This is a genomic window from Streptomyces sp. NPDC102437 (assembly GCF_044765565.1).
Classification (GTDB): Bacteria; Actinomycetota; Actinomycetes; order Streptomycetales; family Streptomycetaceae; genus Streptomyces.
The window spans coordinates 80,301-95,918 of sequence record NZ_JBIWKI010000023.1 but is presented as its reverse complement, the minus strand read 5'-3'; the positions used below and the strand labels follow the sequence as shown (position 1 = coordinate 95,918).

The window sequence follows — 15,618 nt, the reverse complement described above, 5'->3', positions numbered from 1 at the left end:
GTGCGCCGTACTGCCGGAATGCAGAGCGAAAGAAAGAAATAGTCGTATCCCTTCTCAACTCCGAATAGGTGGAGTAACGTACTGCCGGGTAGTCGGGAAGAAATCGCACATCGAGCAATGGTATCGCCTGAATCCGCGCAAAGTGATCCGGCGGAATATCGGCTACTCCGGAGTCAGTCGCACGCGTGATGCGGCCGAAGAGTTTCCGGTGAATCAGCAACCCGCCTGCCAAATCGGCGGGAGCACCTCCCCAAGAAAATTCCACGGTGGGTCGTGACTGTCCTTTCCTTCTGTGTCGCACCCCACTGATTCAGCAACGGGACAGGAAAAGGGAGAAGTTCTATGCGCAAGAAGACAAGCATCCTGGCAGCGGCCGCGGCGGCTGCCGCCGCGGTCGCCCTGACCGCTCCTTCGGCGATGGCCGGGCCCACCGCGGCCTGGAACATCACGCCGACGGGCAACTTCACCGGTGCCGCCGGCCAGACCATCCTCACCGACAACGTCGGCAACCAGATCAAGTGCGCCACCGCCACGGCCAACGGCACCGCCCCGGCCTCGCCCGTCGCCGGGCCCGTGCTGGCCCAGATCACCACGGCCACGTTCAACGCGCCGTGCACCGGTCCGTTCAGCAGTACGTGGACCGTCACCAGCGAGACCTCCGGCACCAACGGTCCGTGGCGGATCAACGGCAACACGCCGGGCGGCTACACGGCGGGCGCCGGTACCAACGCGACCGGTCTGACCACGGGCTACATCGACAACATCAAGGCCACGGTCACGGGTTCCAGCGTCCTCGGCCCCTGCACCTTCACGGTGACGGGCTCGGTGGACGGCCAGTACAACAACCCGACCGCCGGGGGAGCCAACGGCACCCTCGCCGTCGCGCCCGCCGCGACCAGCCCGCGCACACTGACCATCAGCAACAAGGTGGGCGGCGGCTGCGGGATCGTCGGTGCGACGGCGACCTTCAAGGGCACCTACACCGTCAAGAGCGCTTCCGGCCCCTCGCCCGTCATCACCTACAGCTGACGGACCACTCGCTCGGAGCGGATGGCCCGGCCATGGCAGTGATGGCCGGGCCATCCGGTGTGGCGCCGGCGCTCCGGGACGCATGCGGGACACTCAAGAACTGACAATTTCCCGTTCGTCGATTGTCACGGATCGTCAAGAAGAACAGCGGTCGTCGAGCCTCATGAACCGTTCAAGATTCACTGCTTCCCCTCTGTTGCCACGGCGCGTACCGTACCGATCGGTAAGTCTGGCGGTGCTGCCGGTGGATCAATAGTCCACACGTTGTTCTGAACGCGAGTCCCCGGAGGTATCGAGACATGGCAAGCAACGTGCGCTGGACGACTCGCCAGCCCGCGCGAATTGCCGCCGGTGGCCTCCTGGTCGTCGCGGCCACCTTTCTTCCGGGCGCCGATTCGGTGGCCGATGCGCCGCGGGCGGAGATATCCCTCGACTACAACTGCCGGTCTCCCCAGGGTTCGTATGCGATATCGGCGGTCGTCGCGGGGCGATTCCCGGCAGGCGGTGCGGTGGGCCGGCCGGTGGAGTCCCGCGATGTGACGGTGCGGGTCGATCTGCCGAAGGCCGCGCTGGACGAGCTGGCGGGGCTCGACGCCACCGCCGTGTCGGCCGTCGTGCAACTGAAGGTCCTGCACGCCATGTCGAAGAAGTCGGTCATCGCCGACTGGTCCGGGCTCCAGGCTCCCGCGCAGGACATCGCCGGGCAGGACAGTCTCGGGCTCGAAGCCGCGGGCGCGGTCCCGACGGCCACGTTCGGCTCGCCCGGTACCGCCACGCTGTCCGCCTCGGACCTGACGCTGGCCCTGAGCCCGTTGAAAGAGGACGGCTCGGCCACCGTACCGGACGTCATCGAAGTTGCGTGCCGGCCCGTGGACGGAGCGGACAGCAGACTCGCTTCCTTCACCATCGACGGCCCGGTGTCGGAGAAACCCGTCGAGCCCACCCCCGACCTGCCCGACCTGCCCGACCTCGCCGGGAAGCTCCCGCCCAGCCAGCGGGAGAAGCTGAACGACGCCCGCCGCGCGGCCAGGGCGGAGGGCGACCCCGATCCCGAACCGTGCCCCTTTCCGCCGATTTCCATTCCCACACCGGCCGAGACATACGTGGCAGGGTTCACGAACGTCAAGAAGCTCAAATCGGCGGCGCTGCTCGGGCCCGCGCATCTGAACGTCATTCTGATGAAGACGTACACCGCAGATCCGTGCACGGACACCTTCACGGTGCTCAGCGAGGCAGAATTCGACTATGAAGGGCGTCGGCAAATGCCTCCGGCCCAAGGAACATTCCTCACCTACGGATTCATGCCGACGACCGCGACCATGGTGATGACCCAGGTGGGTCCGCCCGCCCTCATCAAGTCCGTCAGCCACAACTCCGACCCCAGGATCCCGGAGGACACGACCGTCACCGCCGAATTCCAACTCACCGTCAGCAACGTCCGCATCAACGGCGAACCCCTCGACGTGGGCTCCAACTGCCGGACGGTAAAGCCGATCAAGCAGACGCTCTACGCATTCGGTACGGGCAACCCGCCCTCGGGATACACGGTCAACCGCGGCGGCACGATGAGTGGGGAAACCGATATCCCGGCATTCACGGGGTGCGGCGTCGACGAGGACGTGTCACCAGTGCTGACGGCATCCATCTCCGGTAGCGGAAACTACATCAAGATGACGCAGTCCCCCCTGTGCGTGGGCAGCAACCCCGACAGCCCGGACTGTCCCCCGAAGAAGCCCGTTCCGGAACGCTGAGCCCGTCCGACGCCGGCCGCCGGCCCCGACCCCGCCAAGGGTCGGGGCCGGCGGCCGTGCCGTTGCCGCGGCAGGGTGTGCGCTTCTTCGTGGACGTCGAACGTGCGGCAGGTGCCAATCCCCGGGTGGGCGATCTACCGCGTCATTCGGAATTCATCACTCACGGACAGATTTTTCCTGTCGATCACTCACTCGTTTATAAGTGATCGCTGCCCCTCGGGCATCGTGGAGAAAGTTCGGCTTTCGGTATTGCGGAGTCAGGTTACTCAGTCGTAGCGTCCCGTATGGCCAGCACGGGAATGCGTCGGCATCCGCTTGCCGGGGCCGTGCGGCTCCGGCTCGTCGGGCCGTGGGCCCCACCTCTCCATCGAGTGCTTGCGCATGTTTCAACAAAGCTGGGCGGCTGATTTGTCAACGAGTGACAAGTGATCCACTCCCGGCACCTGGTTCGTCGATTTCCGCTGCTCAACGGCTTGCCCTGACGGTTTCGGCGGACATAGCGTGCGCCTCCTGGTGCATGTGTGACGAGCCGCCATTGCATTTATCGGAGCCGGAGCGCTGACAGATGACTTCGTTCACAACAACTTCGAAGGAGGGCCGATGGGAATCGAAGTAGTAGTCGAAGGCCTCACGAAGTCCTTCGGCAAGCAGAACATCTGGCAGGACGTCACCCTCACACTGCCCGCCGGTGAAGTGAGCGTGATGCTCGGGCCTTCCGGAACCGGAAAGACTGTCTTCCTGAAATCCATCATCGGTCTGCTGAAGCCGGAACAGGGTCGCGTCCTCATCAATGGCGTCGATATGGTGAACAGCCCGGAACGCGAGATCATGGAGACCCGGAAGCTCTTCGGGCTCATGTTCCAGGACGGCGCCCTCTTCGGTTCGATGTCGCTCTTCGACAACATCGCCTTCCCCTTGCGTGAACACACCCACAAGAAGGAATCCGAGATCCGGCGAATCGTCATGGAGCGGATCGACATCGTCGGCCTGCTCGGCGCCGAGGACAAACTTCCGGGCGAGATCTCCGGCGGAATGCGCAAGAGGGCCGGCCTGGCCCGCGCCCTCGTCCTGGACCCGCAGATCATCCTCTGCGACGAACCGGACTCCGGGCTCGACCCGGTCCGCACCGCGTACATCTCCCAGCTGCTCATCGATCTCAACGCGCAGATCGACGCGACGATGCTGATCGTCACCCACAACCTCGACATCGCGGCCACCGTCCCGGACAACATGGGGATGCTCTTCTGCCGCAATCTCGTCACCTTCGGGCCGCGCGAGGTGCTGCTCACCAGCGACATGCCCGTCGTCTCCCAGTTCCTCGCGGGACGCCGCGAAGGACCCATCGGGATGGCGGAGGAGAAGGATGCCGCCACCCTCGCCGAGGAGGAGATGCACGGCTACGGCGTAGGCATCAGCTCCGCCAACGCGCCCCGCACCGTCGTACCCCAGCTGGAACCCTCACCCGGCATGCCCGTCCGGCAGGCCGCGCTGCGCCGCCGGGAACGGGTCCTGTCGATGATGGGCCAGCTGCCCGAGGCCGCGCGCACGGCCATCATGAAGAGCTACACCCCGGCCGTCGGCGGTGAACGCCTGTGACGGCCCCGATGCCGGTGCGGCCCCCCGAGCCGCCCCCGGCCGAGGCGGCCGGCGCGACGGCGTCCCGGCGGCCGGAGCGGAAGGCCCCGAACCGGCTGCTCTCCCCGCTGCGCGAGACCGGGAAGCTTTTCTCGCTCGCCGCGACGGTGAGCCGGGAGGTCTTCCGGCGGCCCTTCCAGGTACGGGAGTTCATCGAGCAGTTCTGGTTCGTCGCCAGCGTCACCATCCTGCCCGCCGCACTCGTATCGATCCCGTTCGGCGCGGTCATCGCCCTCCAGGTCGGCTCGCTGACCCAGCAGCTCGGTGCCCAGTCGTTCACCGGCGGTGCCAGCGTCCTCGCCGTCATCCAGCAGGCCAGTCCCATCATCGTGGCCCTGCTGATCTCCGGCGCCGCGGGCTCCGCCATCTGCGCGGACCTCGGATCGCGGAAGATCCGCGAGGAACTCGACGCGATGGAGGTCATGGGCGTCTCGCCCATCCAGCGCCTCGTCGTCCCCCGCGTCCTCGCCACCATGCTGGTCGCCGTACTGCTGAACGGGCTCGTCTCCGTGGTCGGCACGCTCGGCGGCTACTTCTTCAACGTCATCCTCCAGCACGGCACCCCCGGCGCCTACCTGGCCAGCTTCTCCGCCCTCGCCCAGCTCCCCGACCTCTACATCAGCGAGGTCAAGGCGCTGATCTTCGGCTTCATCGCGGGCATCGTCGCCGCCTACCGGGGACTCAACCCGCGCGGCGGCCCTAAAGGTGTCGGGGACGCGGTGAACCAGTCCGTCGTCATCACCTTCATGCTGCTGTTCTTCGTGAACACGGTCCTCACGGCGATCTACCTCCAGATCGTCCCCGCGAAGGGGAGCTGACCGATGTCGATGCTCAGCTGGCTCGACCGATCTGGTGAACAACTCACCTTCTATGTACGGGCGTTGATATGGGTGCCGCGGACGCTGCGCCGATATCTGCGCGAGGTCCAGCGGCTGCTGGCCGAAGTGGCCTTCGGCAGCGGCGGCCTCGGTGTCATCGGCGGCACCATCGGCGTGATGGTCGCGATGACGCTCTTCACCGGCACCGTCGTCGGTCTCCAGGGGTACGCGGCCCTCAACCAGATCGGCACCTCAGCCTTCACCGGCTTCATCTCCGCCTACTTCAACACCCGCGAGATCGCCCCGCTCGTCGCCGGACTCGCGCTCTCCGCGACCGTCGGCGCGGGCTTCACCGCCCAGCTCGGCGCGATGCGGATCAACGAGGAGGTCGACGCCCTGGAGGCGATGGGGGTGCGGTCCATGCCGTACCTCGTCTCCACCCGGATCATCGCCGGGGTCGTCGCGATCATCCCGCTGTACGCGATCGGGCTGCTCTCCTCGTACCTGGCGTCCCGGTACATCACGGTCCTGTTCAACGGCCAGTCCGAGGGCACGTACGACCACTACTTCAATCTCTTCCTCTCCCCGGACGACGTGCTGCTGTCGGTGCTCAAGGTGCTGATCTTCAGCGTGATGGTGATCCTCGCCCACTGCTACTACGGCTTCCACGCCACCGGCGGGCCCGCCGGAGTGGGCGTCGCGGTCGGGCGGTCGGTGCGCAACGCCATCGTGCTCATCAGCGTCACCGACTTCTTCCTCTCGCTCGCCATCTGGGGCGCGACCACGACGGTGAAGGTGGCCGGCTGATGAACTCCCACCGGACGCAGACCGTCCGCCGCAGACTCGTCGGAGTCACCTTCCTCCTCGTACCGGCCGTACTCGTCTGGGTCTCGGTCTCGGTGTACCGGAAGGACTTCACCGACGACGCCACCGTGACCGTACGCACCTCCAGCGTCGGCAACGAGATGCACGACAACGCCGATGTGAAGCTGCGCGGCGTCGTCGTCGGCCAGGTCCGCGACATCGCCGCGGACGGGAAAGGCGCCCGGCTCACCCTGGCCATCGACCCCGACAAGCTCGACCGGATCCCGGCCGACGTGAGTGCCCAGATGCTGCCCACCACGCTCTTCGGGGAACGGTTCGTCGCCCTCGTACCGCCCGAGCTGCCCTCCACGCAGCCACTGCGGGCCGGCTCCGTCATCCCGCAGGACCGCTCCAGCAACGCCATCGAGCTGGAAGAAGTCCTCGACAACGTCCTGCCGCTGCTGACCGCGGTCAAGCCGGAGAAGCTCGCCGCCACCCTGGGCGCGGTCTCCCAGGCCCTCCAGGGGCGCGGCGAGAAGCTCGGCGACACCCTCGCCACGCTCGACGCCCACCTGGCGAAGTTCAACCCCCAGCTGCCCACGCTCAACGCCGATATCAAGGAACTGGTCAAGGTGAGCAAGGTGTACGGGGACGCCGCCCCCGACATCCTCGACGCACTCACCGACTTCACCACCACCAGCGGCACCATCGCCGAACAGCAGGCACAACTCGCCGGGCTGTACGGGTCCACGACCGCTTCCGCCCAGGACCTCACCTCGTTCCTGCGGGAGAACAGGGACAACCTGATCCGGCTCTCCGCCGAGAGCAGGCCGACGCTGGAACTGCTGGCGAAGTACTCCGCCGAATTCCCCTGCACCCTGCGGACCCTGGCCGGTTTCGTCCCGGCCATGGACAAGGCGCTCGGGAAGGGCACCGACCGGCCCGGACTCCACGTCACCATCAAGTCCGTGAAGTCCAAGGGCAAGTACGTGCCCGGCAAGGACACCCCGGTCTACGACGCGACCGGCGGACCGCACTGCTACTCCGTGCCGTACGTGGGCAAGGCCGTACCGACCGCGGACACCCGCGCGGCGGTGCCGTTCACCGCATCCGGCACCGCTCCCGCCGAGGAACCGGCCGACACCGCGCCGTCGGACCCCAAGTCCGGTCTCGGCATGCCCAATTCCCCGCAGGAGAGCCAACTCGTCAACGAGCTGGTCGCTCCCTCACTGAAGGTCCAGCCGCAGACCCTGCCCGACTGGAGCAGCGTGCTCATCGGTCCGGCCTTCCGCGGTGCGGAGGTGAAGCTCAAGTGAAGCGCCGCTCTCTCGCCGCTCCGCTCGCGAAGTCCATCGTCTTCATCCTGGTGACCGTGCTGGCCACCAGTGTGCTGGCGCTGTCCATCGCCAATACGGGCGTCGGCGACACCACCACGTACAAGGCCAGGTTCACCGACGCCACCGGACTGGTCGTCGGCGACAGCGTGAGGATCGCCGGGGTCAAGGTCGGGCAAGTCGAGTCCATCCGGGTGGCCGACAAGAGGCTCGCCGAGGTCGGCTTCGGCGTCCGCAAGGGGCGCAAGCTCCCCGCGTCGGTGACCGCCTCGATCAAGTACCTCAACATGGTCGGCCAGCGCTATGTCGACCTCGACCAGGGGGCCGGGCCGGTAGGCCGGAGCTTCGCCGCCGGAGCGACCATCCCGGTCTCCCGCACCACCCCGGCGCTCGACCTCACCCAGCTCTTCAACGGCTTCCAGCCGCTCTTCGAAGGGCTCTCCCCGCCCGACGTCAACCAGCTGGCCGGCTCCATCGTCCAGGTTCTCCAGGGCGAGGGCGGCACCGTGGACAGCATCCTCTCGCACGTCGGCTCGCTGACCGGCACGGTCGCCGCCAAGGACAAGGTGATCGGCGAGGTGATCAAGAACCTCAACACGGTCCTGAAGACCGTCAACGACCGCGAGGCCGGCTTCGACGACCTCGTCGTCACCCTGCAGAAGCTCGTCACCGGATTCGCCGGCGACCGCAAACCGCTCGGCAAGGCGGTCACCGCCATGGGCGCGCTCACCACCGTCACAGCGGACCTCCTCGAGGACGGCCGGGCACCGCTCAAGAGTGACATCAAGCAACTCGGGCGCCTCTCCGGCCAGCTGGGCAAGGGCACCCCGCAGATCGAGAACTTCCTGCAGAAGACCCCGGCCAAGATGGCGGCGATCAGCAGGCTCACCTCGTACGGCTCCTGGCTCAACCTCTATCTCTGCGAGGCCAGGGTCAGCGGAGTGACGACCGAGGACGGCAGCACCCCGCCCACCGGCATCGAGGTCAGGAAGCCGAGGTGCCAGTCATGAGGATCAAACCCGTACGGGAACGCAACCCCGTCGCCGTGGCCGTCGTCGGACTGGTCGTCCTCGCCCTCATTGGCCTGGGCGCCTACCGCGTCGACTCGCTGCCCTTCATCGGCGGCGGCACGACCTACAGCGCCGACTTCACCGAGTCCGCCGGACTGACCGAGGGCGACGAGGTACGTGTCGCCGGAGTGAAGGTCGGCGAGGTCACCAGCGTCTCGCTCGACGGCCCCAAGGTGAAGGTCGGCTTCAAGGTCAAGGACGTCTGGATCGGCAACTCCTCCACCGTGGGCATCGCCATCAAGACCCTGCTCGGCGAGAAGTACCTCGCCGTCGACCCGCTGGGCGACTCCCCGCAGGACCCGGACGAGCGCATCGGGGCGAGCCGCACCACCTCCCCGTACGACGTCACCCAGGCGTTCAACGGACTCGGCGAGACCATCGGCGAGATCGACACCGCACAGCTCGCCAAGAGCTTCGAGACGATCTCCGTCACCTTCAAGGACTCCCCGCCGGACGTGAAGAGCGCGGCCGAAGGGCTGTCCGCCCTCTCGAAGACCGTCTCCGAACGGGACGCCCAGCTCGCCACCCTCCTCAAGGGCAGCAAGCAACTCACCAAGACCCTGGCCGACAAGAAGAGCAGCTTCGAAACCCTGCTGGAGGACGGCAACCTGCTCCTCGGCGAGATCCAGGCCCGCCGCGACTCCATCCACCAGCTGCTCACCGGCACCAAGAACCTGGGCACCCAGCTCACCGGCCTGGTGAAGGACAACAACAAACAGCTGAAGCCCACCCTGGACTCGCTAGGCCGGGTCACCGCCGTACTGGTGAAGAACCGCAAGAGCCTCGACAAGGTGCTCTCGCTCGCCGGCTCGTACAGCCGGCTCGTCGGCAACACCCTCGGCAGCGGCCGCTGGTTCGACAACTACGTCTGCGGAGTCGTCCCGAAGGAGTACGTGCCCGCGGGCACCCCCGCCGGGGCCGAGTGCAAGCCACCCAAGCAGCAAGGCGGCCGCTGACATGAGAATGAAGCGCATCGTCGGCATCGGCGCCGGACTCGCCGTGGTGGCCGTCGCGGCCACCACCGGCGTGATGGCCATGGACGACGAGGGAACGACGACCGTCACCGCCTACTTCGACCAGGCCACCGGCGTCTACGCCGGATCGGACCTGCGGATCCTCGGCGTCAGGGTCGGCCGGGTCGAATCGGTCACGCCCCGGGGCAAGGAGGTCGAGGTGACCCTCCGCGTGGACAAGGGCGTCAAGGTGCCCAAGGAGGCGCACGCCGTGGTCGTCGCCCCCAGCCTCGTCGCCGACCGCTACATCCAGCTCGCCCCCGCCTACGACGGCGGACCGGAGCTCGCGGCCGGCGCCGTACTGCCGGCCGCGAACAACGCCACCCCCGTCGAGGTGGACCAGCTGTACGACTCCATCACGGAGCTTTCCAAGGCGCTCGGCCCGGAAGGGGCCAACGCCGACGGCGCCCTGTCCGGACTCCTCGACACCGGCGCCAAGAACCTCGACGGCAACGGCAAGGCCATCGGGGACTCCATCGAGCAGTTCGGCAAGGCCAGCAGGACGCTCGACAGCAGCAGCGGGAACCTCTTCGACACGCTGTCCTACCTCCAGACCTTCACCACCATGCTGAAGGACAACGACGGCAACGTGCGGGCCGCCGAACAGCAGCTCAACTCCGTCACCGGCTTCCTCGCCGAGGACAAGGAGAACCTCGGCGCGGCGCTGAAGGAACTCGGCACCGCACTCGCCCAGGTCAAGGGCTTCATCCAGAAGAACCGCGGCGCCCTGAAGGCGAACGTGGACGCCTTGGTGCCGCTCACCCAGACGCTGGTCGACCAGCGGGCATCGCTCGCCGAGTCGATGGACACCCTGCCGCTCGCCGCGGGCAACGTCGTCAACGCCTACGACCCGGTCAACCGCACTCTCAACGGCCGCACCAACCTCAACGAGCTCTCCATGGGGCCGCTCACCGGCGCCACCGGACTCGCCGGCCTCACCCCGGTGGACAGCGCACGGCGCAAGACGCTGCCCACCCTGCCGCTCCCGGCCGTCGGCACCGTCTACGGCACCCCGGCGAAGACCGCCACGCAGAAGAAGGGGGCGAACCGATGAGCCGCACGCTGCACAGACCCGGACCCCGCACGACCGGCATCGCCGCGGTGCTGGCCGTGGGCCTCGGCCTGGCCCTCGTCGTCACCTCATCCGGCCCGCCCTCGTTCACCGGGATCGACCAGGTGCCGCTGCCCGGCGGCGCCGACCTCGGCGACCACCCGTACGAGATCACCGCGGAATTCGCCGACGTGCTCAGCCTCGCCCCGCAGGCATCGGTCAAGGTCAACGATGTCGCCGTCGGCCGGGTCACCAACGTCGCCCTGGGCTCGGGCAGCTGGAACGCCAAGGTCACCATGAGGGTCAACGGCAAGGTCGAACTGCCCGCCAACGCCTACGCCCACCTGGAACAGTCCAGCCTCCTCGGCGAGAAGTACATCCAGCTCGCTGCCCCGGCACGCGGCACCGCGCAGGGCAGACTCGCCGACGGGGACCGGATCCCGCTGACCCGGACCAACCGGAATCCCGAGGTCGAAGAGGTTTTCGGCGCCCTGTCGATGCTGCTCAACGGCGGTGGCGTCAACCAGCTCAAGACCATCACCACCGAGCTCGACAAGGCGCTCGCCGGACGCGAACCCCAGATGCGCTCCATGCTCGGCCGGGTCAACACCCTCGTGACCAACCTGGACGGCCACAAGAAGGACATCACCGACGCCCTCGACGGGGTGAACCGGCTCTCCGCCACCCTCGCCACCCGCAAACAGGACGTCGGCACGGTCCTCACCGGGCTCAGTCCCGGCCTGAAGGTCCTGGAGAAGCAGCGCGGCTCGCTCCTCACCATGCTGCGTTCGCTCGACACCCTCTCCACCGTGGCAGTCGACACGGTCAACAAGAGCAAGGCCGACATGATCGCCGACCTCAAGGCCCTCGCCCCCAGCCTCAAGGCGCTCGCCGACTCCGGACGCGACCTGCCCGACTCCCTCCAGGTGCTGCTCACCTACCCGTTCACCGACGAGGTGCTGCGCGGGGTGAAGGGCGACTACCTCAACGTCTACCTGGATCTGGCGGCCGTGCCCGGCACCCGGATCATCCCGCCGATCGTCCCGGCGGAATCTCCGGAGGCCGGCGCCGCTTCGAGCCGGTCCGGGCAGACACTGCCGCTGCCCCTTCCCCAGGTCCCGACGGCGGGCACGAACGGGAGCAGCCGATGATCACCCTCGCCATCCGGCTCAAGAACATCTCCTTCCTGATCATCGCGGTGCTCGTGCTCGGCTTTCTCGGAGTGCGCTACGCCGACCTCGGCCACTACATCGGGCTGCGCGGCTACTACACCGTCACGGTCCAACTCCCGCGCACCGGAGGGCTGTACACCCACTCCAACGTCACCTATCGCGGTGTCTCGGTGGGCCGGGTCGGGCCGATCGAGCTGACCGACGACGGGGTCGAGGCCGAACTGCGTATCGAGAAGGACGCCCCGAAGATCCCGGACGGGCTCAAGGCCGTCGTCGCCAGCCTCTCCTCGGTCGGCGAGCAGTACGTCGACCTGCAGCCGACCCGCACCGAGGGCCCGTACCTGGCGAACGGCTCCGTCATCGACCAGGCCGACACCACCGTCCCCGCGCCCGTCACCGACGTCCTCACCAGCGTCAACGACCTGGCGGGTTCGGTCGACCTGGAGTCCCTGCGCACGGTCGTCGACGAGTTCGGCACCGCGTTCGAGGGGCGCGGCGACGACCTCCAGGTGCTGCTGGACACCGGGAGCGAATTCGTCCGGGCGGCCGACGACGCACTGCCCGTCAACACCCGGCTGATTGCCGACGGCCGGACCGTATTGCGCACCCAGACCGAACAGGGCGAAGCGCTCAAGGGCTTCGCCTCCGGGGCCGAGGAACTGGCCGCCCAGCTCAAGAGCTCCGACACCGATCTGCGCAAGCTGATCGCGGTCGCACCCGACGCGACCGGACAGATCAGCGCACTGCTGCGGGACCTCGACCCGAGCTTCGGTGTCGTCGTCGCCAACCTCCTCACCACCTCCGAGGTCGCCGTCACCCGGCAGCGCGGCATCGAGGAACTCCTGGTGAAACTGCCCGCGGTGGCGGCCGCCGGGGCCAGTGCGATCGACGAGAACGGCGCCCGGTTCGGAATGTCGGTCACCTTCTTCGAACCCCTGCCCTGCACCGCCGGATACGGCGGCACCGTCTACCGCAGCGGCCTGGACACCTCGGCCGGGCCGCCGGTCAACACCAAGGCCCGCTGCAGCTCGTCGCCCGGCACCGGCATCAACGTCCGGGGCAGTGCCAACGCCCCGAAGGGCGGCGCCTTGCCCGAGCCCGCCAAGCCCGGCTCGATGCTGCTGGGCGGCGACGCGGACCGGCTCCCGGGCGCGCTCGGTGTCACCGGCCGCAGCCCGGCGGCCGGGGACGGCATGGCCGGACTACTGGGCCTCGGAAAGGAAGGCGGCCGATGACGGCCCGGACCAGGACCCTGACCGGCTGGGCGGTGCTGCTCGTCGCGGCGCTCGTCTGCGCACTCGGCGGCTGGTCGTACGCGCGGGCGCGCGGCGACGACAGCCTGGCGTACGCGAAGAGCCGCGATGCCGCCCTGGCCGAAGGGAAGCACCACCTCGCCCGGCTGAACAGCCTCGACGCCAAGGACGCCAGGAGCGTGGACGCCGGCCTCGGCGCCTGGCTCGAAGCCTCGACCGGGCCGCTCCACGACCAGCTGGGACGGACCCGGAGCAAGGACGCGAAGGAACTGACCAAGTCCGGTGCCACCGCACGCGGGAAGGTCACCGATGCGGCGCTCACCGCGCTCGACGAGCGGACCGGGACGGCGGAGCTGATCGCGACCGTCGACGTCGAGGTCACCCCGCGCACCGGAAAGGGCGGCACCGAGCGCAAGCGCTTCGAGGCCACGCTGTCCCGGACCGCGGACGGCTGGAAGGTCAAGGCGCTCACGGCGATCCCGGTCGGGAGCGGCGCATGAAACAGCGGGGAGGGACGGCGGTCGTGAGCACGAACGCGGACGCGCGGGACGTCGAGGAACGCGAAGAGGCCGCGGAGGGACCCGACGCGGCCACCGACGAGGGGCAGCCGGACCTGCCCGCCCCGGTCCGTGGGTGGCCGCGCGTCGTGGCGGCGGCCCTGACCGTCGTACTGCTCGCGGCAGGCGGAGTGCTCTGCGCCCAGGGCAGGGCGCTGCGCGACACCCCCGCCACCTCGAACCGCGCGCTGACCGACAGCGAGGCGACCACCCGGGTCGCGGGCGATGTCAGCAACGCACTCGGCAAGGTCTTCTCCTACAGCCCCCAGGCCACCGCCGTCACCAAGGAGTCGGCGAAGCAGCTCCTGGCCGGCAAGGCGCTCCAGCAGTACGCCGCCCTGTTCGGCCAGGTCGAGAAGCAGGCCGCCGACCAGAAGCTGACCCTCACCACCCACGTCGTACGGGCCGGAGTGACCCGGCTGTCGGAGAACAGCGCCCACTTGCTGGTCTTCCTCGACCAGGTCTACGAGCGGGAGGGCAGGCCGGCCACCACGGCGGCCGCGCAGCTCTCCGTCACCGCCCGACTCCGGGACGGCCGCTGGGCCGTGGTCGAGATCACCTCCAGATAGCAGTGCCCACACTCGCGCAAATCGGTACGGATCGGCCGGCAGGGGAGAGACAGAAATGGCACGGGTACGGATCACGAGGAACCCGCTGATGGCGGCGGCGGTCGTGCTGACGGTCGTGGCGGCCGGTGCGGCGGCCTGGGGCGGCATCTCCCGCTACGAGGCCGCGCACGACGAGTCGGCGGCGTACGCGCAGGCGCGCGACGAGGCGCTGGCCGCGGGCGAGCAGGCCGTGCAGAACATGAACACGCTGGACCACCGGAAGCTGGCGAAGGGCCTCGACGGCTGGGAGGACTCCACCACCGGCGATCTGCACCAGCAACTCGTGGACGGTCGGGACGCGTTCGTGAAGCAGATCCAGGAGGCGAAGACGGTCAGCACGGCCCAGATCCTGTCCGGGGCGGTGACCGAACTCGACGACCGGGCCGGGAAGGCCGGAGTGATGGTGGCGCTGCGAGTCACCGTGACCGCGCCGAAGGGCAAGCCCGCGGTGAAGGAGAGCCGGATGCTCGGCCGGCTCAGCCGTACCTCCGAGGGGTGGAAGCTCAGCGCCCTCGGCCAGGCACCCGTCGGCAACACGGCCGGCTGAGAGGCGGCCGGGTGACCTCTGGCCGGGCGGCCACGCTTGGCACGCACGCTTCCCAGGTTGTCGTCGGTCGACGATGCTCCGCGTCGCCTCCTTCCTCGGCCTCGGAATCCCATGCACCAGGGCGCGCCCGTTTTCCGATCCGAGGTCACCCGACCGACGTTGAGCCACCGGCTCCCATCCCGCCCCGCCACCGAGAGGACCCCGGACATGTCGACGACCCGTCACCTCGTCAACCGTCAGCGCCGCCTGGCCACCGTCGCCGCGGAACGCGCCGCCGCCCCGGCGCGCGGGCCGGCGGCCCCGGCCCTCGACGAGCCGGTACCGGACCCGTCCGCGAAGGACACCGTCACTGACGACGAGGCCCCGGTCGATGCCGACCCGGCAGAGGGCGATGAGAAGGAGGAGGTCAAGGAGAAGACGGAACCGGTAGGCACGGCGCCCTTCCGCCTCCGCGTTCGGCTGCCCGCCGTCCTCTGCGCCCTCACCGTGCTGCTCGGGGCCTTCGCCGCCTGGGCGTTCACCTCGGCCGGCAGTCTGCGCGACGATCCCTCCCGGCAGAACACCGCCCTCACCGACATCGGCCGCACCAGCGAGGTGAAGGGCCAGATCGCCGACGCCGTCGGCGCGGTCTTCTCGTACAACTACGCCTCGCCCGCCAACTCCGAGGAGGCGGCCAGGACCCACCTGGTCGGCAAGGCGGTGCAGCAGCACAAGGACATGCTCGCCCAGGTCCGGGCCCAGGGGCAGAAGCAGAAGCTCGTGCTCACCACCACCGTCACCGACAGCGGCGTGGAGCTCCTGGACGGCGACCGGGCCCGGCTGCTGATCTTCGCCGACCAGAGCAACACCCGTACCGGCAAGTCGGACGAGACGACCTACGCGGCGGCCATGTTCGCCGTGGACGCCGTTCGCCGCGGCGGCACCTGGCGGATCTCCGCCATCGATACGTTCACCCGGTGACCGGGGGGAGAGGGGA

At 68.5% G+C, this 15,618-nt stretch carries 15 protein-coding genes; all 15 read left to right on the top strand.

All coding sequences use genetic code 11. The features are described from left to right. Window positions 1–342: 342 nt before the first annotated feature. Window positions 343–1,029: a hypothetical protein gene (locus ACIRJP_RS27080; RefSeq protein ID WP_404179221.1), complete on the top strand. Its 687-nt coding sequence runs from the start codon at window positions 343–345 to the stop codon at window positions 1,027–1,029. A gap of 299 nt (window positions 1,030–1,328) precedes the next feature. Continuing rightward, window positions 1,329–2,780, top strand: a complete 1,452-nt coding sequence (locus tag ACIRJP_RS27075) for a DUF6801 domain-containing protein (RefSeq protein WP_404179218.1) — start codon at window positions 1,329–1,331, stop codon at window positions 2,778–2,780. Window positions 2,781–3,380: 600 nt separating this feature from the next. Further along, window positions 3,381–4,376, top strand: coding sequence for an ABC transporter ATP-binding protein (locus ACIRJP_RS27070; protein WP_404179215.1), 996 nt, complete (start codon window positions 3,381–3,383; stop codon window positions 4,374–4,376). Beyond that, window positions 4,373–5,233 carry an MlaE family ABC transporter permease gene (locus tag ACIRJP_RS27065; protein WP_404179212.1) on the top strand — a complete coding sequence of 287 codons (861 nt, stop codon included), beginning with the start codon at window positions 4,373–4,375 and terminating at the stop codon, window positions 5,231–5,233. The genes ACIRJP_RS27070 and ACIRJP_RS27065 overlap by 4 nt, the downstream gene beginning before the upstream one ends. Before the next feature lie 3 nt (window positions 5,234–5,236). Beyond that, window positions 5,237–6,040, top strand: a complete 804-nt coding sequence (locus ACIRJP_RS27060; RefSeq protein ID WP_266728076.1) for an ABC transporter permease — start codon at window positions 5,237–5,239, stop codon at window positions 6,038–6,040. Further along, complete coding sequence (locus tag ACIRJP_RS27055) at window positions 6,040–7,353, top strand: MCE family protein (RefSeq protein WP_404179209.1); 1,314 nt, start codon at window positions 6,040–6,042, stop codon at window positions 7,351–7,353. The genes ACIRJP_RS27060 and ACIRJP_RS27055 overlap by 1 nt, the downstream gene beginning before the upstream one ends. After that, entirely contained in the window at window positions 7,350–8,381 is a 1,032-nt protein-coding gene (locus tag ACIRJP_RS27050) for an MCE family protein (RefSeq protein ID WP_404179206.1), read from the top strand. Before ACIRJP_RS27055 ends, ACIRJP_RS27050 begins: the two co-directional genes overlap by 4 nt. Then, window positions 8,378–9,397, top strand: coding sequence for an MCE family protein (locus ACIRJP_RS27045; RefSeq protein ID WP_404179203.1), 1,020 nt, complete (start codon window positions 8,378–8,380; stop codon window positions 9,395–9,397). Before ACIRJP_RS27050 ends, ACIRJP_RS27045 begins: the two co-directional genes overlap by 4 nt. A 1-nt stretch (window position 9,398) precedes the next feature. Beyond that, window positions 9,399–10,508: an MCE family protein gene (locus tag ACIRJP_RS27040; RefSeq protein WP_404179200.1), complete on the top strand. Its 1,110-nt coding sequence runs from the start codon at window positions 9,399–9,401 to the stop codon at window positions 10,506–10,508. Then, window positions 10,505–11,656: an MCE family protein gene (locus tag ACIRJP_RS27035; protein ID WP_404179197.1), complete on the top strand. Its 1,152-nt coding sequence runs from the start codon at window positions 10,505–10,507 to the stop codon at window positions 11,654–11,656. The genes ACIRJP_RS27040 and ACIRJP_RS27035 overlap by 4 nt, the downstream gene beginning before the upstream one ends. Then, window positions 11,653–12,912: an MCE family protein gene (locus ACIRJP_RS27030; protein WP_404179194.1), complete on the top strand. Its 1,260-nt coding sequence runs from the start codon at window positions 11,653–11,655 to the stop codon at window positions 12,910–12,912. Before ACIRJP_RS27035 ends, ACIRJP_RS27030 begins: the two co-directional genes overlap by 4 nt. Next, window positions 12,909–13,430, top strand: coding sequence for a hypothetical protein (locus ACIRJP_RS27025; RefSeq protein ID WP_404179191.1), 522 nt, complete (start codon window positions 12,909–12,911; stop codon window positions 13,428–13,430). The genes ACIRJP_RS27030 and ACIRJP_RS27025 overlap by 4 nt, the downstream gene beginning before the upstream one ends. Beyond that, window positions 13,427–14,056, top strand: a complete 630-nt coding sequence (locus ACIRJP_RS27020; protein ID WP_404179188.1) for a hypothetical protein — start codon at window positions 13,427–13,429, stop codon at window positions 14,054–14,056. Before ACIRJP_RS27025 ends, ACIRJP_RS27020 begins: the two co-directional genes overlap by 4 nt. Before the next feature lie 88 nt (window positions 14,057–14,144). Then, window positions 14,145–14,642, top strand: a complete 498-nt coding sequence (locus ACIRJP_RS27015; RefSeq protein ID WP_404179295.1) for a hypothetical protein — start codon at window positions 14,145–14,147, stop codon at window positions 14,640–14,642. A 207-nt stretch (window positions 14,643–14,849) separates the two neighbouring features. Next, a complete protein-coding gene (locus ACIRJP_RS27010; RefSeq protein ID WP_404179186.1) occupies window positions 14,850–15,602 on the top strand; it encodes a hypothetical protein in 753 nt (250 codons plus the stop codon). The last annotated feature ends 16 nt before the right edge of the window (window positions 15,603–15,618 follow it).